Genomic DNA, 20,651 nt, shown 5'->3' with positions numbered 1-20,651 from the left:
ATTATGCTGAAACTCGTCGGTCGCCGTCTTCTCAATCTGATGCTGACCCTAGCTGTCGTCTCCGTGCTGATCTTTTTTGTGATGGGGCTGCTGCCGGGTGATCCGGCGGCCATCATGCTTGGCACCTCGGCCAGTCCGGAAACACTTGCGGCCCTTCAACAACAACTTGGCTTGGACCAGCCGTTGCCACTGCGTTATCTGCACTGGCTGTCCGGTGTTTTGCAGGGCGATCTCGGGCAGTCCATCACCTATGGCGTACCGGTGACGGGTCTTGTTCTGGAACGGCTGAAGGTCACAGTGCCACTGGCGCTGATGGCGATTGTGCTGTCCATCGCCATTGCCTTGCCGCTCGGTGTGCACGCGGCGAGAAACCGCAACAGGACGTTTGATGTGGTGGCTGGCATGTTCTCTTATGTCAGCATAGCAGTGCCCGGTTTCTGGGTTGGGCTGTTGCTGATCATTCTGTTTTCGACATTGCTGGGTTGGATGCCAGCTGGTGGTTTTCCCGGCTGGCAGGCTGGCATTGCTGTCAGTTTGCAGGCGCTTGTCATGCCAGCGGTGGCACTGGCGCTTTCACAGGCCGGTGTGCTGACACGGGTCAGCCGATCGGCCGTGCTGGAAGTGCTGAATGAGGATTATGTCCGTACCGCTCGCGCCAAGGGTTTAAGCGAGGCTGCTACAATCTGGCGCCACGCGGTGCCCAACGCGCTGGTTCCTGTGGTGACGATGATCGGATTGCAGTTCACATTCCTGATTGCTGGAACTGTGCTGGTCGAGAATGTTTTCAACCTGCCGGGATTGGGTAGGCTTGCCTATCAGGCCCTGACACAGCGCGATATCATTGTCATGCAAAGCGTGATCATGTTTTTCTGCGCTCTGGTTATCATCATGAATTTCCTCGTCGATCTGGCTTATCTCTTCCTCGACCCTCGCTTGAGAGAGCAGGTGTCATGACGATATCCGCTATACGTCGCCCGATCTTCATGAGCGGTTTGGTTATAACCATGCTGTTGCTGGCCATGGCCGTGTTGTCGCTATTCTGGACGCCGTATTCGCCCACGAAAATGCAGATCGCCAACAAGCTTAAGGCACCGCTGGAGCAGGGGTTGCTTGGCACGGATCATTTCGGGCGTGACGTTCTGTCGATGCTGATGGTGGGCGCATGGAACTCACTTTCAATCTCGCTGATTGCCGTGGCGCTCGGCGCCAGTGTTGGCAGCCTGATCGGTGTTGTGGTGGCCGCCAAACGCGGTGTGACGGAAAACATCGTCATGCGCCTGTGCGATATCATCTTTGCTTTACCGCCCATCCTTTCGGCGATGATGCTTGGCGCATTTATCGGTGCCGGACGTTTCACGGCCATCGTCGCGATTGCCGTGTTCATGGTGCCGGTGTTTGCGCGATTGACGCTGGGCTCAGCGCTTCAAATCTGGACGCGTGATTATGTTACCGCAGCCATTGCCATGGGGCGCAGTCGTCTGCAGATCACGCAGACGCATATTCTGCCGAATATTGCCCATATCATTACTGTGCAGATTACAATCCAACTTGGTCTTGCCATTCTCACCGAAACGGGCCTGAGTTTCCTTGGTCTTGGCATGCCACCACCAACCCCAACCTGGGGGCGTATGCTGTCGGAAGCACAAACGTATCTTGGTGTGGCGCCATGGCTTGCCATCATGCCGGGTATTGCCATTGCGCTTGCCGTGCTTGGTTTCAATATGTTGGGAGATGGTTTGCGAGACTTGTTGGATCCTCGCTCGCGCTCAACCTGAAATCGGCACCCCTGAATTTAGTAGCAACATTTATCTATCTGTTTTTGCTTTTATTTTCTAATTGTCGCCTGTTGTTCATAGTGACCGTCGTTGCCACTGTCAATTTGCCTGTTAATGCGTGGTGCAACATGATTATCAGGCGTATCCTGACAGGCACTGTTTGACAGCGGCCTGCAAATAATGGCAGCAAAACAGGGCGGGATTCTTGAGAAAGGCGCTGTTGAATGGCAAAGCGGTCCGAGACTGGCAGTCGTCTGGATGATGCAGCACGTGCTGGCTGGCTCTATTATGTTGCTGGACGTACGCAGGATGAAATAGCTGCTGCCATGAGCATTTCGCGCCAGACCGCGCAGCGTCTCGTGTCGCTGGCAGTGGCTGAGCGTCTCATTAAAGTCCGGCTGGATCATCCCATCGCTGCATGCCTTGAAAAGGCAGAAGCCCTGCGTCAGAAATTCGACCTTCGATATATTGAGGTGGTACCGAGCGACCCCGAGGGGATTTCGAGCACGGTCGGTATTGGCGAGGCCGCAGCGGCAGAGATCGAGCGATGGCTGAAACGGCCAGACCCTATCGTGCTTGCGGTGGGTACCGGCCGCACGCTGAAAGCGGCAGTGGATCAATTGCCGCCGATGGAGTGCCCGCAGCACCGGATCGTTTCGTTGACCGGTAATATCGGACCAGATGGCTCCGCCGCCTATTACAACGTCATCTTCAGCATGGCTGATGCCATCAAGGCGCGCCACTTTCCAATGCCGCTGCCGGTTTTATGTTCTTCGCCCGAGGAGCGCGAACTGCTGCATGATCAACCGCTTGTCCGCTCGACCCTGGCGTTGGGCACAGCCGCTGACGTGACCTTTGTCGGTGTTGGTGAAATGGGTGAGAACGCGCCTCTGTGTCTCGATGGTTTCCTTGGTGTCGACGAGATGAGGGCACTTGTTGCTCAGGGTGCAGCCGGGGAAATCTGCGGCTGGATGTATGATGAGAATGGCCACATCCTCGACAACGTCGTTAACCAGCGCGTCGCGAGTGTGCCGCTTCCGTCTCGCGACACTTCTGTCGTTATTGGCATCGCGCAGGGACAACGCAAATTACTGCCCATGCTGGCCGCTTTGCGGGGACGTTTGCTCAATGGTTTGATTACCGACGAACGTGCTGCCGAATATTTGCTCTCTCACTGAGCAAAAAATAATTATTCCTTTTCATGTCGTTAATCGCCGGTCGGATCAATGTGACAGGTCGGGGCTTGACTTTATCTTGCCTTAAGTGAGTAATTGCCCTGGAGCAAAGCGAATGCTCAATTTTCTTCTGGGAGGAAGATATGACATTGAAAACAATTTTGCTGGGCGCATGCTCGGCGCTCGCCTTTGCGGGCCTGGCTTCGGCTGAAACCCTCACCATCGCAACCGTCAACAATGGCGACATGATCCGTATGCAGGGTCTGACGGAAGACTTCACGTCCAAGAACCCGGATATCCAGCTTGAGTGGGTCACGCTTGAAGAAAACGTTCTTCGTGAACGCGTCACCACGGACATTGCCACAAAGGGCGGTCAGTATGACGTCCTGACAATTGGCAACTACGAAGTTCCAATCTGGGCCAAGCAGGGCTGGCTTCTTCCTCTTGAGAAGCTGGGCGATAACTACGACGTTGATGACCTTCTGCCTGCTATCCGCGGTGGTCTGTCGGTTGAGGGCAAACTTTACGCGGCGCCGTTCTATGGCGAATCCGCGATGATCATGTACCGCAAGGACCTGTTCGAAAAAGCTGGTCTGAAGATGCCGGAAAACCCGACATGGGAATTCATTGGCGATGCTGCACGCAAGATTACCGATCGTTCTGCAGACATCAACGGCATGTGCCTTCGCGGCAAGGCTGGCTGGGGTGAGAACATGGCGTTCATCACTGCTCTTGCCAATTCTTACGGTGGTCGCTGGTTCGATGAAAACTGGAAACCGCAGTTCGATCAGCCTGAGTGGAAAAATGCCCTTCAGTTCTACGTAGACCTGATGAAGGATGCCGGTCCTTCCGGTGCCTCCTCCAACGGCTTCAACGAAAACCTGACATTGTTCCAGCAGGGCAAATGCGGCATGTGGATTGATGCCACGGTTGCTGCCTCCTTCGTGTCCAACCCGAAGGATTCTACCGTTGCTGACAAGGTCGGCTATGCGCTGTTCCCAACGCAGGGTGAATTGAAGAACCACGGCAACTGGTTGTGGTCCTGGAACCTTGCCATTCCTGCCAGCTCGCAGAAGTCGGAAGCTGCCGAAAAATTCATTTCGTGGGCAACAAGCAAGGATTACACCGCGCTTGTAGCCGCTAAGGAAGGCTGGTCAAACGTTCCTCCGGGTACACGCACCTCGCTCTATAAGAACGAAGAATACAAGAAGGCGGCTCCATTTGCCGAGCCGACCCTTGCAGCGATGGATGCGGCTGACATAACCAAACCAACGGTGAAGCCAGTGCCGTACACAGGTGGCCAGTTCGTGGCTATTCCTGAGTTCCAGGCACTCGGTACAACGGTTGGCCAGCTTTTCTCTGCTGTGGTTGCCGGTCAGTCCAGCGTTGATGACGCCCTTGCCGGCGCGCAGTCCACCGCCACGCGCGAAATGACCCGCTCCGGTTACATCAAGTAATCCTCCTGAAGACCACTGTCCGGCACCTGGTGCCGGGCAGTGGGATGCACTGACTTCTTGAGTTGGTCGGGCATGGGCCTGCGTTGACACCCATTCAAAACAAGAAAATGCCAGACGTTGTTTGCTGATCAAACAAGGAACGTCATTGGGAGGGAGCCGCATCGATGGCTACGCAAAATACAAAAAATCTGGCGCGCGTGATGATGGCGCCCTCCGTTTTGCTGCTGCTGGTCTGGATGATCGTGCCGCTGGCAATGACGCTCTGGTTCTCTTTCCAGAACTATAACCTGCTGAACCCGGCCAATGTCAGTTTCGCAGGTCTGTTCAATTACAAATTCTTCTACACCGATCCGGCGTTTTTTCAGTCGATCTGGAACACGCTGGTGATTGTTGGTGGCGTGCTGCTGATCACCGTCATCGGTGGCATCGCCATTGCACTGTTGCTCGACCAGCCGATTTTCGGTCAGGGCATCGTGCGTATTATGATTATCTCGCCGTTTTTCGTCATGCCGCCGGTCGCCGCGCTGATCTGGAAAAACATGATCATGCATCCCGGTTATGGGGTGCTGGCGGACTTGAACAGGTTATTCGGGTTTCAACCGATCGACTGGTTTTCACAGTTTCCATTGCTATCAATTGTTATCATCGTCGCGTGGCAGTGGTTGCCTTTCGCAACGCTCATTCTGTTGACGGCCATGCAATCGCTTGACGGTGAACAGAAGGAAGCGGCCGAAATGGACGGTGCCAACTTCATAAACAGGTTTATTTATCTGGTGCTGCCGCATCTGGCGCGCGCAATTACCGTCGTCATCCTTATCCAGACGATCTTCCTGCTTGGCGTCTATGCGGAAATCCTTGTCACGACCAATGGCGGCCCGGGCTACGCTTCGACCAATCTCGCCTTCCTCATCTACCGCACAGCTTTGCTGGGCTACGATGTAGGCGGAGCTTCCGCTGGCGGTATCATCGCCGTTGTACTGGCCAATGTGGTTGCCATCTTCTTGATGCGCGCCGTTGGCAAGAACCTGGACCGATAGGAGGCTTTGTCATGGCTCGCCAAATTACCAAAGGAAGAAAAATCGGTCTGACAATTGCTGCTTGGGCTGTTGCGTTGATTATCTTTTTCCCCATTCTCTACGCATTCATCACCAGCATAAAGACCGAGCCGGAAGCGATTGCCGGGTTCAGCCTCTGGCCATCGGGAACGTTTGAAAACTATGTCACCGTCAACACGCAGCGGGACTATTTTAAGCCGTTCATGAACTCGGTCATCCTGTCGGTTGGCTCAACCATCCTGGCGCTGATCGTTGCCATTCCGGCGGCTTGGGCGATGGCATTTTCGCCGACCAAGCGCACCAAGGATATTCTGATGTGGATGCTTTCCACGAAGATGATGCCTGCTGTTGCTGTGCTGGTGCCGATCTATCTGATGTTCCGTGATGCCGGTCTGCTGGATTCCCGCATCGGTCTGACTGTCATGCTGATGCTCATCAACCTGCCGATCGTGGTGTGGATGCTTTACACCTACTTCCGTGAAATTCCGGGTGAAATTCTCGAAGCGGCTAGAATGGATGGCGCGTCACTCTGGAATGAAATCGTGCATGTGCTGACACCGATGGCGGTGCCGGGTATCGCATCTACGCTTCTGCTGAATGTCATCCTGGCATGGAACGAGTCCTTCTGGACCATCCGTCTGACGACCACGAATGCAGCTCCGCTGACGGCGTTCATCGCGTCTTTCTCCAGCCCTCAGGGTCTATTCTGGGCAAAGCTTTCGGCAGCATCCATGATGGCGATTGCACCAATCCTCGTTCTTGGCTGGTTTTCCCAGAAGCAACTCGTTCGCGGCCTCACCTTCGGCGCGGTCAAATAAGGATAAAAACAATGGGCAGCATTTCTCTCAGAAAAGTTTCGAAAGCCTTTGGTGAGGCCAAGGTTATTCCTTCCATCGATCTCGATATCAACGATGGTGAGTTCGTGGTGTTCGTCGGACCGTCCGGTTGTGGCAAGTCCACGCTGCTGCGCCTGATTGCCGGACTGGAAGATGTGACCGGTGGCCAGATCATTATCGATGGCAAGGACGTCACCGAAACGGCGCCGGCCGAGCGCGGTCTTGCCATGGTGTTTCAGTCCTATGCGCTTTATCCGCATATGAGTGTGCGCAACAATATCGGCTTTCCGTTGAAAATGGCCAAGATGGACAAGGCGGCCATCGACAAGAAGGTCACCGATGCGGCTGGTATCCTCAATCTGACCGACTATCTGGAGCGTCGGCCTTCGCAGCTTTCCGGTGGCCAGCGCCAGCGTGTGGCGATTGGTCGTGCGATTGTGCGCGAGCCATCGGCGTTCCTGTTTGACGAACCTCTTTCCAACCTGGACGCGGCGTTGCGCGGCACCATGCGTCTGGAAATTTCGCAGCTGCATAACACGCTGAAAACAACGATGATTTACGTCACGCACGATCAGGTGGAAGCCATGACCATGGCGGACAAGATCGTGGTGCTTAACCGCGGTAACATCGAGCAGGTTGGTTCTCCGATGGAGCTTTACCGTTCTCCTGCCAACCTGTTCGTGGCAGGTTTTATCGGTTCACCACGCATGAACCTATTCAAGGGTGCTTACGCCCAATCGAAGAATGCGGCGACCGTCGGCGTGCGGCCTGAGCACATTTCACTGTCGCATGAAAGCGGCGTCTGGAAGGGCAAGGTCGTGGTGGCGGAACATCTGGGCTCAGACACGTTCCTGCACCTTGATGTTGAAGGCATTGGCAGCATCACGGCACGTGCTGGCGGCGAATTCCAATGCAAACACGGCGACACGGTTTTCCTGACGCCGGATGAAGGCAAACTGCATCGTTTCGACGAGCGGGGTATCGCCATTGCCTGAGCTTGGCTCAGGCTCCTGGCATCACGAATAATGTTTCCTATCGAGGATAGTACCATGACCTGCAAACTCTCTCTGGCAACACTCGATCAGGTAAAAGCGACCGCCTCTGTTCCTGCCTATTCCCGTTCGCAACTCTCTGCTGGTATTGTGCATTTCGGCGTTGGCAATTTTCACCGCGCTCATCAGGCCGTCTATCTGGATGATCTGTTCAATGAAGGTCATGATCATGACTGGGCGATCATTGGTGCGGGCGTATTGCCATCCGACACCGCGATGCGTGAAAAACTGGCGGCGCAGGATTTCCTGACGACGGTTGTTGAACAGGATAACAACCGTACGGCTGCCCGGGTGACGGGGCCGATGATCGATATCCTGAAAGTCGGCGATATCAATACGACAGTTGAAACATTGGCCGATCCCAAGATTCGTATCGTCTCGATGACGATTACCGAGGGTGGTTATTTCATCGATGCGTCCGGTTCGTTTAATCCGGCACATCCTGCCATTGTCGAGGATGGCCGCAATCCGGCCGCACCCAAGACGGTGTTCGGTTTTATTGTGGCCGGTTTGAAGGCGCGCCAGGAGCGCGGCATTCAGCCGTTTACCGTGATGTCGTGCGATAACATTCCGCATAATGGCAAAGTGACCCAGAATGCAGTGGTTGGTCTTGCGAAGCTGTCCGATCCGGCGTTCGCAGACTGGATCAAAGCCAATGTTTCCTTCCCCAACTCGATGGTGGACCGCATCACACCGGCAACCGGTGAACGGGAAATCAAAATTGCCCGTGATGATTTTGCCATTGAGGACAACTGGCCGGTGTTCTGCGAAGAGTTCAAACAGTGGGTGATGGAAGACAATTTCCCGGCGGGCCGTCCGAAGCTTGAAAAGGCCGGTGTGCAGTTCGTGCCCGAAGTCGCACCTTACGAGCATATGAAAATCCGCATTCTCAATGGTGGTCATGCCGCCATTGCCTATCCTGCAGCATTGCTGGACATCCACTTTGTGCATGAGGCGATGGAACACCCGCTGATCCGGGCTTTCCTTGCCAAGTTGGAAAAAGACGAAATCATTCCGGTTATCCCGCCGGTGCCGGATACTGACCTCAACGCCTATTTCGATCTGATCGAGCGACGTTTCTCCAACCCGAAAATTGGCGACACCATTCCGCGTCTGGCGCAGGATGGCTCCAACCGTCAGCCAAAATTCATTTTGCCATCGACGGCTGATCGTCTGGCGCGCGGTGAGGATATTGTTGGCCTGTCGCTGGTTTCGGCGCTCTGGTGCCGGTATTTCCAGGGCACGTCCGATAGCGGCCAGAAGATCGTATTTAACGACTCCAGCGCCGAGCGCCTGCAAGCTGCAGCTATCAAGGCGAAGGACGATCCCTCGGCATTCCTGGTGTTTGATGACATCTTTGGCGAGGTCGCCAAGTCAGAACTTTTCCGCAAACGCTTCGCGCATGCCTTGCGGACACTGTGGAGCCAAGGTACGGCAAAGACACTTGAACTCTATCTGCAAAACAAGCTCACCAGCTGACAAAAGAGATGCGCCATGCATAACGAAAACACTCCTCTGCTGATTTTCGATTGCGATGGCGTTCTTGTTGATAGTGAGCCGCTGTCGATTGCCGTTCTGATCGAGATGCTTTCCCATCTCGGCGTGCATATTTCAGAAGAGGACGCGTATGATCGTTTCCTCGGGCGCAGCGTCGCGAGCATGATTTCAACCCTGTGGAATGATTACGGTGTTGAAACCGATATCGACTTTCTCGACCACATGCGCAGCCTTCTTTATGAACGCTTTCGCACAGATCTCAAACCTGTCACCGGTGTTGCACAGGCACTGGATAATCTTGAGTGCCGCCGTTGTGTTGCGTCATCCAGCCAGCCGGAGCGCATTCGTTTTTCCCTTGGCCTGACTGGTCTGCTGGACAAGCTGGAGCCGCATATTTTCAGTGCGACCATGGTCAAGAATGGTAAGCCCGCACCTGACCTGTTTCTGTTTGCCGCTGAAAACATGCACACCAGCCCGTCGGACTGCATTGTCGTGGAAGACAGCCCTGCCGGTATCATCGCTGCTAAGGCCGCTGGTATGACTGTTCTTGCATTTACCGGGGCAAGCCACGCTCGCTTTCCAGCCTTTCGTCAAAAAATTGAAATCCTGCAACCGCACGGCATGTTTGACGACATGGACGATTTGGTCCACCTTGTCAGTCAATTTACAAAAAACGGTCATGCAACCAACGAAAGACCGATGCGTTCTTGAAGCCTGATTCAGGGTCCGGTTTTTGAATGATGCCAAGGGGTGGGAATTATCCGTATGCGTGAGTTTCTCGTGGCGGTCGATGTGGGCACCGGCAGCGCGCGTGTTGGCGTGTTCACAGTGAAGGGCGCCTTGCTTTCGCGTGTCGCACATCCAATTTCCATGAGTAGGCCACAGGAAAACCATGCGGAACACCAGTCGGAAGAAATCTGGCAAGTTGTTTGCCGCTGTGTGCGTGAAGCCCTTGATATTGCGAAGGTAACCGCGGGCCAAGTTGCTGCCATCGGGTTCGATGCGACCTGTTCGCTGGTTGTGCGTGGTAAAAAAGGTGAGCCGGTTACTGTTTCGGTCACGGGTGAAGACCGTTTTGACACGATTGTCTGGCTTGATCACCGTGCTCTGGCCCAAAGTGACTTTTTGTCCGCTTCCGGCCATCCGGTTCTGGAATTTTCCGGCCAGTCAATTTCACCGGAAATGCAAATCCCCAAGCTGATGTGGCTGAAGCAACAAATGCCGGAAACCTGGCAGCGTTCGGGTTACTTTTTTGATCTGGCAGACTTTCTGACCTGGAAAGCCTCGGGTTCGGCCAACCGGTCACTGTGCACGCTCACGGCCAAGTGGAATTTTCTGGCGCATGATGGTGGCTGGTCCGAAGATTATCTGGCAATGGCCGGTCTTGAGGATTTGCTGTCGCGCGGCGGTTTGCCGTCATCGGCCATTGGGCCGGGGACAAGCGTTGGATTTGTCTCGGCCGAAGCCGCACAGCAGCTTGGGCTTGATACCGGCTGCAAGGTGGCTGCAGGCATGATTGATGCCTATGCGGGCGCGCTTGGCGCTTTGGGCGGTTGCCTGAAAGATGATATCGAGCAGCATGCCGCGCTGATTGCCGGCACATCCAGTTGTCTTGTTGCCTTTACGGAAAAACCCAAACCGGGCCACAGCCTGTGGGGGCCGTATTGGGATTGTGTGCTGCCCGGCCATTGGCTGGTCGAGGGTGGGCAATCGGTCAGTGGCGGCCTGCTCGACTACATCGTGCAGATGCATGCAGCTGGTGGTAAACCTGAGACCGGTTTGCACCAGCGTATAGAGCAACGCGTGCAGCAATTGCGGGTGAAGGAGGGGGCGGAGTTTGGTAGTCGGCTGCATGTGCTGCCTGACTTTCATGGCAATCGATCCCCCTTGGCGGATCCCCATGCGTTGGGTGTTGTCAGCGGTCTGACGCTGGATATGTCCTTCGACGGGCTCTGCCGCCTCTACTGGCGAACAGCCGTGTCCATCGCGCTTGGCACGCGGCATATTCTCGAAGCGATGGAAGACACCGGCTACCACATCGATACGCTGCATGTGACGGGTGGTCATGTGCACAGCGGGTTGCTGATGGAGCTTTATGCCGATGTGACCGGTCGCAATATCGTGATGTCAAAATCGGTTGATGCCGTGCTGCTCGGCACGGCAATGACGGCGGCCTCGGCCGGTGGCGTGCATGCCGATCTTTTTGCTGCCGGTAAGGCCATGCATTCTGCAGGAGAGATGTTACGGCCCAATCCGGGTCTGACCGGTGGTTATGACCGTGATTATCGACGGTTTATGGCCATGCAGCGACATCGTGAAGAACTCGAAAGTCTTTGACACCCTATGTTTTGCGATGCCAGGGGTTTGACCGTTTCAGAACGCTAGGGCCCGGCTTAATTCCATCAGCCGCTGGCTGCGATCCTCGTTTTCGCTCTGCAGCTGTTTTGTGACGGCACAGGCCAGAAACTCGATCATCGACAGCAGCTGAATGGCACTGCCATGATCGGTCATCGGCACCAGCGGGATCATCAGGCAGATACTGGCACTGCCCGGACCCCATTCGTAATAACGACCGGTGATCAATACGACGGTGTAACCGGCTTTGACTGCCTCATGTCCGAGACGCTGGACATGCGCCGGGTTACCGCCGCAATCCACGATAATCAGCGTGGTGTTCGCAGGTTTGCCGTCAAAAACTGCGACATAACCCGCACCTTTCTCTCTCAGGTGATGCACATTGCCACGCTGTTCCAGCAATTTTGAATGCAGGTAATCGGAAATGCAAAACGCATCGCAGCAGGAGACGATGAACACGTCTTCGCTGGAAGCGATGGCATCAAGCGTTTGTTGCCAGACAGGCTGGCGACAGAGGTCGTAGACGTTTTGAATGGACTGAACCTGCTGCAGCAAAAGCGCCGAAAGAGCGTTTTCCGGCGTGTCCGGTTGTTTCGGTGCCACAATGTCTGTTTGCGGCAGCTGCAACGAAGCTGGATCGCGCAAATGCTGGCGAATGTCGCTGAACTGCTGATAACCGAGCGAACGGATAAAGCGACCGACAGTCATCGGGCTGAGGTTAAGGCGCTGGGCTAAGGTCGCAGCCGTTTCGAATGGCAATTCCGCGAGATGTTCCAAAAGGTATTTTGCAATTCTACGCTCGGAAGGCGTTCCGAATTTCAAAAGCCGGGTCAGTTTCAGGAGTAGATTTTCCAACGCCGTTTGCCTGTTGATCGCGACCCCTATGGGAGCGTGCCGCATGAGTTGGCAAACTATTTCCCCCATAAGCTGTCATGTGACAAACATTAAATTAGAAAGTGCTTTTTTTCAAGCCAAATCTTGGGTGTTGCATTTACATTTTATTAATGCTTGCCCGGGTCTCCATTGCGATAACCGCACTACCTTCCTATGTGGGAAACAATTGTGACTTTGCGAGGGACCAAATGATATTTGATGCGACACGTTTGGCCTTGACCAACATTCTTTCGCCCGAGACACGTTCGGTTTTCTGGAAGGTATTAGGCCTTACCCTGCTGGTGCTGGCTGGCCTTTGGGTGGCCATCAGACAGCTCTTCATTTATCTGGCGCTGCCGTGGATCGATACGCTGTTGCCGGGTATTCCGGACTGGGCAGGTTGGCTCGGTTTTGTGTTTGCCATTCTCGCAGGCATCGGACTGGCGCTGGCACTGGCCTTGCTGATTGCGCCGGTAACGGCCATCATTGCTGGTCTGTTTCTCGACGATGTGGCCGAAGTGCTTGAGAAGCGCGATTATCCGCAGGATGCGCCGGGTCGTGCCATGCCGATGGGTGAGGCCATCTGGGCTTCCCTCAAGTTTTTTGGGGTGATCATTCTTGGCAACCTGATCGCGCTGTTGTTGCTACTGGTTCCCGGCGTCAATCTGATCGCTTTCTTTCTGGTCAACGGTTACCTGCTGGGCCGAGAGTTTTTTGAATTTGCTGCCATGCGGTTCAGGACGCCCGATGAAGCTCGCCAGTTACGCGCAAAACACGCGGCCACGGTCTTTACCGCCGGCCTTGTTATCGCGCTGTTTCTGGCCATCCCGTTTGTGAACCTGCTGACGCCACTGTTTGCTGCCTCGCTGATGGTGCATTTGCACAAATCCATCAGCATGCGCGAACCGCCGTTAGTCACGCAACAGTTGGGCCGGTAACTCGACCAGCGGAGCCGGAATATCGCAGGATTTTTCCGGTGACTTGCATAAATCAGCGATCACGCAGCGCTCGCACTCAGGTTTGCGGGCCTTGCAGCAGTATCGTCCATGCAGGATCAACCAGTGATGGGCGTGGAACAGGTATTGTTCCGGTATGATTTTCATCAACTTGTCTTCAACGTCATCCGGGGTCTTGCCCGGTGCCAGACAGAGCCGGTTGGCAATACGGAAGACGTGGGTATCAACGGCCAATGTTGGTACGCCGAACGCCATGGACATTACCACATTGGCGGTTTTGCGCCCCACACCCGGCAGCGTGACAAGTTCGTCGCGGGTTTTTGGCACCTCGCCGCCGAAATTGTCGATCAGCATGCGCGACAGCGAAATGACGTTCTTGGCCTTGTTGCGATAAAGTCCGATCGTCTTGATATGATCGATCAGCCGTTCCTCACCAAGGTCGAGCATTTTTTGTGGGGTATCGGCGATCTTGAACAGGGCACGCGTTGCCCGGTTCACACCAATATCCGTTGCCTGCGCTGACAGTGCAACCGCCACCAGCAGCGTGAAGGGATTGGTGTGTTCCAGTTCACCCTTGGGCTCAGGTCGTTGCACCGAAAAACGCCGGAAGATCTCTTCCAGATCTGCCTTCGAATACAGGGAGCGGGGCGTGCGTCCTTTACGCGCAGAAGTCTGATTTGACTTTTGCAAGGTTTGGGTGCTGGATCGTTTCTTCGCTATTGTCATGCCTTCATCTATAGCTCGTGTGGTGGATTTTAAATACGCCTCATTCGAGGCTAGGTGGGGAGCGTATTTAAAATCCATAAACCACACGAGAATCAAATAAGTTCTAGTCACCCTTTTGAATCTGAAGTTCGTTCTGCGCGTGCCAAACAGTGTGACAAACTTCAGATTCAGGTGACTAGCCGGAATGCGGGAACGCAACGTGGATACGATAAACGATGAACCGGTTTTTGCTGCACAGTTGGTGCCACACCGTTCGCTGGGGCGAAAAGGGTTTCGGGTGCTGCTGTTACTGACAGGCATGGTCTGCTTCGTCTACGGGGTGTTTTTTGTCGTTACCGGCGCGTGGCTGGTGGGCGTGTTCTTCGGTCTTGATTTTCTGCTGCTCTACGGAGCCTTCAAACTGAACTATCGGGCCGCGCGCAGACGGGAGGAAGTCACCATCTGGCGCACCCGCCTGTCGGTGCGTAAATACGCTCCTTCTGGGCGGATGGAAGAGCATGTTTTCAACCCGTTCTGGACAAGGTTTCGGGTGCGTCGACACGAGGAATTTGGCATCCTCTCCATGCATGTTTCAGGGCAGGGGCACGTGACGGATGTCGGCTCCTTTCTCAATCCGGATGATCGCGAAAGCTTTGCGAAAGCATTCAAGGGTGCCCTGGCTAGAGTAAGACGCAGAATTTAACGTGATGGTCTGCAGACGCAAGAAACGGGTGGCGATGATCGTCTGTCCGTGGTCTTCTGTTACCCAAGGAGACATGCCATGAAAGCCGATCTTATTTTGCAGGAAGATATCACACCTGACGGTTCCGATTACGAGACCGTCCGGCAGGTCATCGAAATCATGACGGTGGACTACCGTGATCAGCCATCGCTGGAAATGATTGCGGCGCGTATGGGCAGATCGCCAACACAGTTGCAGAAGACATTCACGCGGTGGGCCGGTTTGTCACCGAAAGCGTTTCTTCAGGCCGTGACGCTCGATCATGCGAAACGTCTGTTGCGGCAGGAACAGTTGCCGCTACTGGAAACCTCTATCGAGGTTGGCATGTCCGGGCCGGGCAGGTTGCATGATCTGTTCGTTACACATGAGGCCATGTCGCCGGGTGAATGGAAGGCCAAGGGTGAAGGGCTAACGATCCGCTGGGGTTATCATGTCTCTCCATTCGGTCTGGCGCTCGTCATGGTCACCGACCGTGGTCTGGCGGGCGTTGCCTTTGCCGATGCCGGTGAAGAGGCCGCCTGTTTCGAGGATATGGCGCAGCGTTGGCCGAAAGCGAATTACGTCGAAGATGTTGCTGCCACCATGCCTTATGCCTCGCGTATTTTCGAGCCGCAAGCATGGCGTTGCGACCAGCCGCTTCGCGTGGTGCTGCTGGGCACGGATTTTCAGGTCCGTGTCTGGAAAAGCCTGTTGAAGATCCCGTTTGGTAAGGCGGTTACCTATTCCGACATCGCGCAGGATATTGGCCAGCCCACGGCGTCCCGCGCGGTGGGTGCCGCTGTCGGCGCAAACCCGGTGTCATTCGTGGTGCCCTGCCACCGTGCGCTTGGCAAAAGTGGTGCCTTGACCGGTTACCATTGGGGCCTGACGCGTAAACGGGCTATGCTCGGCTGGGAATCCGCGCACGCCTGAGATGTCAGGCGGCGGAACAGTCGTTTGACAGGGCCAGCAATGCCCGTGCGGCTGTTTCATCTGTTATAAGGGTGTTGCAGCCGATGCGTCGTATTGTGGCCTGAATGGCGACAGCACGCTGCGCGCCACCGGATGCCAGAACAATGTGCTTTGCTTTCTTCAGCGTGTCGAGGTCGATCGACATGACGCGCTGGTTGATTGGATGTTCAACGGAATTGCCGTCCTTGTCGAGGAAGTTGAACATTGTATCGCAGACGCAGCCTGCATCGATCAGTTCTTCCAGCGTCTGGCGGCTAATAAAACCTTCGGACAATGACGTGGACTGCGGGCCGATATCGCCGCAACTGACAATGGCTATGTCGAGTTTTTCAGCCAGATCGTAAAGCGTGTTCAGTCCGCATTTTTCAATCAGGGTTTTGCGGGTTTCGACGGAATCGACCAGCAGCGGCGCAAGGAACATGTAGCATTCGGCGCCAAGCTGGCTTGCCAGTCGCCATGTGTAATCCAAAGGGTTGGTCTGGTGTACGGCGACGATACCGCCCAGCAAAGAAACCACTTTGCAGTTATCACGACGCGGTGGGCGGAAGCTCGCAAGGGAGGCTGTCATGGTACGCCCCCAACCAACGCCTATGGTGGCATTTTCCGGGATGGCTTCAGAGAGAAACTGCCCGAGCGCCAGGCCCACTGCCTTTGCGATGGCCGGTGCCGACGTGTTGGCCGGCGAAGGAACAATGATGGCCTCGTCCAGCCCGTAGGCTTTTTCGAGCTGTCCCGCCAGCTCAATGAAATCTTCGATACCTTCGTTGATCCAGATCTGCACTTCGGACCGTTTCATGGCCTCGTCGAGCAGGCGAATGACGGTGGACCGGCTGATCCCCAGTTTTTCGGCGACATCCTTCTGCGTCATGCCCTGATTATAATAGAGCCAGGCGGCTCTGAGGCGTAGGGACGAGGCTTCGGAAATGGATGTGTGGGTTTCGCGTCTGAGTTTCGCCACGCTTTTCACCAATGTTTGTTATGCAGCGAGTATGACTTTCGTGAAACTTATGTCAATTGCGTTGCGCAAATGTCTTGACTTTTATCGATCTGCCAAGCGATACTTTTAATCAGGTCAGGACCGTAATTTCGGCCGCACTCCCATGGCTTTCTTGGGGGAACGAAACGGCGGCTGAAGCACTTTTATAGTCAATCCATAAGGATCACCCGGATGACGTCCAAGCTCGATCAACTCCGTTCCATTACAACCGTGGTTGCTGATACCGGCGACATTGATGCGGTTGCACGCCTCAAGCCAGTCGATTGCACAACCAACCCGACCATCGTTCTTAAAGCATTGGGAACGCCTGCGTTTGCAGATGCGGTCAAAGAAGCTGTGAGCTGGGGTAAAAAACAGGGCGGCGATCAGGATGCCGTTGTTGCTGCCGTTGCAGATCGCCTTGCCATTTCGGTTGGTGCCGCACTTGCCAAGCTCGTTCCGGGCCGCGTTTCCACCGAAGTGGATGCCGACCTGTCCTTCGATACCGAAGCCTCTATTGCCAAGGCGCATGGCATCATTGCTGCCTACAAGGAACGCGGTATTGAGCGTGACCGTATTCTCATCAAGCTGGCTTCCACATGGGAAGGTATCCGTGCTGCGCAGGTTCTGCAGTCGGAAGGCATCGATTGCAACCTGACCCTGCTGTTCTCCAAGGCTCAGGCGATTGCTTGCGCGGAAGCCAAGGCATTCCTGATTTCGCCATTCGTTGGTCGTATTCTTGATTGGCACAAGAAGTCCACTGGTCAGGACTACACGTCTGAAACCGATCCGGGCGTTGTCTCGGTGCGTGGCATCTACAACTACTACAAGTCCAACGGCATCTCGACCATAGTCATGGGTGCTTCTTTCCGCAATGCAGGCGAAATCGAAGCGCTTGCTGGGTGCGATCGTCTGACCATCAGCCCGGCGCTGCTGGAAGAACTCGACAAGGACCAGGGTACGCTTGAGCGCAAGTTGTCTCCTGACAATGTCACGGCAGAGCCGCTGCAGTCGCTGGACGAAAAGGCATTCCGCTGGATGCTGAACGAAGATGCAATGGCAACTGAAAAGCTGTCGGAAGGTATCCGTCTGTTTGCCAAGGACCTCGTTGCACTGCGCTCGATGGTCAAAAAAGAACTTGCAGCCTGAGGTTTGTTGGAACTTTTGAAACGTTTACCCGTTTAATTTCCAAGAATACTCCAGTGCCAAACGCGACCGTCTCCCTGCCGGTCGCGTTTTTTATTTGCTATGGTGCAATCTATTTTCTTATTGCGTGCGGCTGCCGGCAACGATTTCCGAAATGCGGGCGGCTGCTTCTACAATATGGTCCAGACACACTTTCTGGGTCGGCGCATTGGCGCTGAGCGGTTCAATGAACGGGCAGGTCAAAGCCGCAATGGCGGTGCCATCCAGTGTCAGCACCGGTGCCGACAATGTCGTGACCACGGCGGTTTGCATGCTTTTCATGATGTCATAGCCGTCGTGCCGGATGCGGCTTAATGTTTCACTGAGATTGTCAGGTGTCGACATGCCCTCGTTGAAACGCAACTGCTCGGCAATCATCATCTCGCGTTGTGTTTCGGTCTGGAAAGCCAGCAGGATATGACCGGAGCCGGTATTGAACAGGCTCATATGCGCGCCAACCCGCACTGACAGCGCCCAATAGGTCGATGAATCCTGCTGGGCAATAACAGTGACAGCGCCTCTGTCGTGCACAGTCAGATGGCAGGCCTGCTGAGCCTTGTTGGAAAAGTCGCGCATGACAGGCGTCGCGAACGATACCAGTCTGCGAACAGGGGCGTGAAAATGGGCAAGGCCGAACATTTTCAGGCTGAGGAAAAAGCGGTCGCCATCCTGACGGTAGACGTACCCGCGCCGTACCAGACGATCGAGCATGCGGTAAAATTCGCTGGGGCTTTTGCCGAGCGACTTGGCAATCTCGGCCTGGGTCAGACCGCCATCCGTATGGGCCAGCAGTTCGAGGATATCCAACCCTTTGTCGAGCGCGGGCGCACGATAGCGATCACTATTGTCTTCGGTCGTCATGGTACCCCTCCACTAACCTCATTTTGCCTATGCCAAACATCTTCTTGTCTATCTGTTGCGCTTGACGGCTTATAAATACACTGTTTACATATGAATTATCAATCCGCATCTGAATGTCCTCATTGTGAAGGCCAGTCATTGGCGCGGTAAACTGGATTGGCAGGGAGGATTACCATATGTCCCAGAATTTTGCAGGGCAGACCGTTGTTGTGACGGCAGCCGCTCAGGGTATTGGCCGCGCAACGGCTGAACGTTTTGCGAGCCTCGGTGCGCGCGTTATCGCAACCGATATCAATGAGCAGGCACTGGCCACACTGGAGGGTGTTGAAAAACGCGTTCTGAACGTTCTGGATGGCGACGCTGTAAAGGCATTTGCGGAAGAAGTTGGCCCAATCGACGTGCTGTTCAATTGTGCAGGCTACGTGCATGCTGGCACTATCCTCGAATGCGAGGAAAAGGACTGGGACTTCTCGTTCGATCTGAATGCCAAGGCCATGTACCGTACTTGCCGCGCATTCCTCCCAGGCATGCTGGAAAAGGGCAAGGGTGCTATCGTCAACATGTCGTCGGTGGCATCTAGCGTTAAGGGCGTTCCAAATCGTTTTGCCTACACGGCCTCTAAGGCAGCTGTTGTTGGTCTGACAAAGGCGATTGCCGCTGATTTCGTGACCAAGGGCGTTCGTTGTAATGCAATTTGCCCGGGCACCGTAGACAGCCCGTCCCTGCATGAACGTCTGAAGCAGACCGGCAACTACGAGCAGGCATTGAGCGACTTCATAGCGCGTCAGCCCATGGGCCGTATTGCAAAGCCCGAAGAAATTGCTGCTCTGGTGACCTATCTGGCGTCGGAAGAGGCCGGTTTCACCACGGGCCAAATCCATGTGATCGATGGCGGCTGGACTGCCTGATTATGAAACAAAGACCCGCTGCGGCGGGTCTTTTTTTGCTTCATTTTGAGAATGCCGTATCACGGATGTGCGGATACTGGACGCGCTTGATTATTGTCAGTTTGCGCCCGTCAACGCTTTATACATGAAGCGCAGTAATATTTTTTGGCAGAGTCCAAAAATGGTTCACTAAAAACACTGAATAACACTCCGGGTTAAATCTTCGTCAAGGAGAAACCGTCAGGATCAAAGCCAGTCTGGACGTGGATTTTTGATCCATGCCGGATGGTCTTTGGTTGGCCCATTAGGGCTGGGGCATTGCGTAATTGACGGGGTAGGTATGTCAGGGCGCCTAGTGTGAAAGCAGTATTCAGCCGAATACGGCTTTCCCGTAAAGTAGTGTTTATCAGTTGCGGTGTTCTGCTTATCAGCGGAGCAGCTGGTCTCGCTGCTGTTTACGTGGGTACCGAACGTTTGCTTGGCCCTTCCTATCGTTCAGTCAATGGTCTGGAATGTCAGGCCGTCCAGACTGTGACCATCAAGAAAAACGGTACATTCTGGATAAGGCAGTTTATCCGCACAGCCGGTGGTGATGGTACGGACAGGCTGAAAACCGCCGTGCGTGTAGCCAAGGCTATTCACGAAAAACAGCACCCTGATCTTGTGCAGGTGTCGGTTCTGGATGCCAATGGTCCGCAGCTGCGCTCCGAGATGCGTGGTCGTGCGATTGCAGCGCAGGCAGTTTATATCCCTGATATGGCCAAAATACCCGAAGGTACGGATGGCAAGCAATATTCCGGCTTCTATTATGATGGCGTGCCGAACGCACAGGGTTTCTTCTACGGCTTGAGAATTGACCTTCCGCTTGAAGACATTGAGCAGGTTGTACATTCGTTGTCCGATAATACCGGCTGTGAAGGTGGCGTGTCGGAGAATGCCGAGGGTGCGCATGGAAAAAGCGATGGCCATGGTGCGCCAACAGAAAAAGCCGCGGAGCCGGCAGGGCACGGCGGCGAGGGTGAAACAGGCCATGGTGACCCGTCGGCAGAGGCGCACCCTGTGCCAGATGATGAACAGTTGCTGACGTCGACGCCCGTGCATGACAGCGGTAGCATTTTCAGCCTCAGCTATCTGAAATCCCTGATTTTCGGGAAAGGCTCCGCCACCGCGGAAGCTGCGGAGCAAGAGCACGCACCCGTTGCAGATGCACCAGCGGCTGAAGGCACAGGCGCCGAGGCTTCTGAAGGTCATTCGCAGCCATCTCACTGATATCTCGGTAATTTTTCAAAAGTTCGATGAGAACAAAAAAGCCG

20 protein-coding genes are annotated in these 20,651 nt (G+C 54.7%); 16 read left to right on the top strand and 4 right to left on the bottom strand.

Annotated features, from left to right (window positions below):
- The first annotated feature begins 3 nt into the window (after positions 1-3).
- From HGO37_RS04550 to HGO37_RS04505, 10 genes are all read left to right on the top strand, one after another.
- On the top strand, positions 4-954 hold the full coding sequence (locus HGO37_RS04550) for an ABC transporter permease (RefSeq protein ID WP_250982291.1): 951 nt from the start codon (positions 4-6) through the stop codon (positions 952-954).
- Entirely contained in the window at positions 951-1,775 is an 825-nt protein-coding gene (locus HGO37_RS04545) for an ABC transporter permease (protein ID WP_250982290.1), read from the top strand. Before HGO37_RS04550 ends, HGO37_RS04545 begins: the two co-directional genes overlap by 4 nt.
- 224 nt (positions 1,776-1,999) lie before the next feature.
- Positions 2,000-2,953, top strand: coding sequence for a sugar-binding transcriptional regulator (locus HGO37_RS04540; protein WP_250982289.1), 954 nt, complete (start codon positions 2,000-2,002; stop codon positions 2,951-2,953).
- A 140-nt stretch (positions 2,954-3,093) separates the two neighbouring features.
- Complete coding sequence (locus tag HGO37_RS04535) at positions 3,094-4,407, top strand: ABC transporter substrate-binding protein (RefSeq protein WP_250982288.1); 1,314 nt, start codon at positions 3,094-3,096, stop codon at positions 4,405-4,407.
- A gap of 164 nt (positions 4,408-4,571) precedes the next feature.
- On the top strand, positions 4,572-5,444 hold the full coding sequence (locus HGO37_RS04530; protein ID WP_192488007.1) for a carbohydrate ABC transporter permease: 873 nt from the start codon (positions 4,572-4,574) through the stop codon (positions 5,442-5,444).
- An 11-nt stretch (positions 5,445-5,455) separates the two neighbouring features.
- Positions 5,456-6,280 (top strand): carbohydrate ABC transporter permease, encoded by an 825-nt coding sequence (locus HGO37_RS04525; protein ID WP_192488008.1) that lies wholly within the window; start codon positions 5,456-5,458, stop codon positions 6,278-6,280.
- 11 nt (positions 6,281-6,291) lie between these two features.
- On the top strand, positions 6,292-7,293 hold the full coding sequence (locus HGO37_RS04520) for an ABC transporter ATP-binding protein (protein WP_250982287.1): 1,002 nt from the start codon (positions 6,292-6,294) through the stop codon (positions 7,291-7,293).
- Between the two features lie 54 nt (positions 7,294-7,347).
- Positions 7,348-8,829 carry a mannitol dehydrogenase family protein gene (locus HGO37_RS04515; protein WP_250982286.1) on the top strand — a complete coding sequence of 494 codons (1,482 nt, stop codon included), beginning with the start codon at positions 7,348-7,350 and terminating at the stop codon, positions 8,827-8,829.
- 15 nt (positions 8,830-8,844) lie between these two features.
- Complete coding sequence (locus tag HGO37_RS04510; RefSeq protein WP_250982285.1) at positions 8,845-9,558, top strand: HAD-IA family hydrolase; 714 nt, start codon at positions 8,845-8,847, stop codon at positions 9,556-9,558.
- A gap of 54 nt (positions 9,559-9,612) precedes the next feature.
- Positions 9,613-11,184 (top strand): FGGY-family carbohydrate kinase, encoded by a 1,572-nt coding sequence (locus HGO37_RS04505; RefSeq protein ID WP_250982284.1) that lies wholly within the window; start codon positions 9,613-9,615, stop codon positions 11,182-11,184.
- A 36-nt stretch (positions 11,185-11,220) separates the two neighbouring features.
- Here HGO37_RS04505 and HGO37_RS04500 read toward each other — a convergent pair whose 3' ends face one another.
- On the bottom strand, positions 11,221-12,057 hold the full coding sequence (locus HGO37_RS04500; protein WP_250982283.1) for a MurR/RpiR family transcriptional regulator: 837 nt from the start codon (positions 12,055-12,057) through the stop codon (positions 11,221-11,223).
- A gap of 227 nt (positions 12,058-12,284) precedes the next feature.
- Between HGO37_RS04500 and HGO37_RS04495 the strand changes: the two genes are divergently transcribed.
- On the top strand, positions 12,285-13,013 hold the full coding sequence (locus HGO37_RS04495) for a sulfate transporter family protein (protein WP_250982282.1): 729 nt from the start codon (positions 12,285-12,287) through the stop codon (positions 13,011-13,013).
- Here HGO37_RS04495 and nth read toward each other — a convergent pair.
- Positions 12,987-13,757, bottom strand: coding sequence for an endonuclease III (gene nth, locus HGO37_RS04490; protein WP_192488015.1), 771 nt, complete (start codon positions 13,755-13,757; stop codon positions 12,987-12,989). The genes HGO37_RS04495 and nth overlap by 27 nt on opposite strands.
- Before the next feature lie 184 nt (positions 13,758-13,941).
- Between nth and HGO37_RS04485 the strand changes: the two genes are divergently transcribed.
- Together HGO37_RS04485 and HGO37_RS04480 are read left to right on the top strand one after the other, a co-directional pair.
- Positions 13,942-14,439: a DUF2244 domain-containing protein gene (locus tag HGO37_RS04485; RefSeq protein WP_250982281.1), complete on the top strand. Its 498-nt coding sequence runs from the start codon at positions 13,942-13,944 to the stop codon at positions 14,437-14,439.
- Positions 14,440-14,517: 78 nt separating this feature from the next.
- Complete coding sequence (locus HGO37_RS04480) at positions 14,518-15,390, top strand: methylated-DNA--[protein]-cysteine S-methyltransferase (RefSeq protein ID WP_192488017.1); 873 nt, start codon at positions 14,518-14,520, stop codon at positions 15,388-15,390.
- A gap of 4 nt (positions 15,391-15,394) precedes the next feature.
- On the opposite strand, the gene HGO37_RS04475 is transcribed toward HGO37_RS04480, so the two are convergent.
- On the bottom strand, positions 15,395-16,387 hold the full coding sequence (locus tag HGO37_RS04475) for a sugar-binding transcriptional regulator (protein ID WP_250982280.1): 993 nt from the start codon (positions 16,385-16,387) through the stop codon (positions 15,395-15,397).
- Positions 16,388-16,597: 210 nt separating this feature from the next.
- On the opposite strand from HGO37_RS04475, the gene tal reads away from it, so the two are divergent.
- Positions 16,598-17,554 carry a transaldolase gene (gene tal / locus HGO37_RS04470; RefSeq protein WP_192488019.1) on the top strand — a complete coding sequence of 319 codons (957 nt, stop codon included), beginning with the start codon at positions 16,598-16,600 and terminating at the stop codon, positions 17,552-17,554.
- A gap of 117 nt (positions 17,555-17,671) precedes the next feature.
- Here the strand turns inward: tal and HGO37_RS04465 are convergent, their stop codons facing one another.
- Positions 17,672-18,451 carry an IclR family transcriptional regulator gene (locus tag HGO37_RS04465; RefSeq protein ID WP_250982279.1) on the bottom strand — a complete coding sequence of 260 codons (780 nt, stop codon included), beginning with the start codon at positions 18,449-18,451 and terminating at the stop codon, positions 17,672-17,674.
- Between the two features lie 176 nt (positions 18,452-18,627).
- Here HGO37_RS04465 and HGO37_RS04460 point away from each other — a divergent pair, with 176 nt between their 5' ends.
- Both HGO37_RS04460 and HGO37_RS04455 read left to right on the top strand, forming a co-directional pair.
- Positions 18,628-19,359: an SDR family oxidoreductase gene (locus HGO37_RS04460; protein WP_192488021.1), complete on the top strand. Its 732-nt coding sequence runs from the start codon at positions 18,628-18,630 to the stop codon at positions 19,357-19,359.
- Positions 19,360-19,695: 336 nt separating this feature from the next.
- On the top strand, positions 19,696-20,607 hold the full coding sequence (locus HGO37_RS04455; RefSeq protein ID WP_250982278.1) for a hypothetical protein: 912 nt from the start codon (positions 19,696-19,698) through the stop codon (positions 20,605-20,607).
- Positions 20,608-20,651: the final 44 nt, after the last annotated feature.

This window comes from Rhizobium sp. CG4, assembly GCF_023701965.1.
Classification (GTDB): Bacteria; Pseudomonadota; Alphaproteobacteria; order Rhizobiales; family Rhizobiaceae; genus Agrobacterium.
The sequence above is the reverse complement of the archived record's forward strand: the minus strand, read 5'-3'. Positions and strand labels throughout refer to the sequence as shown.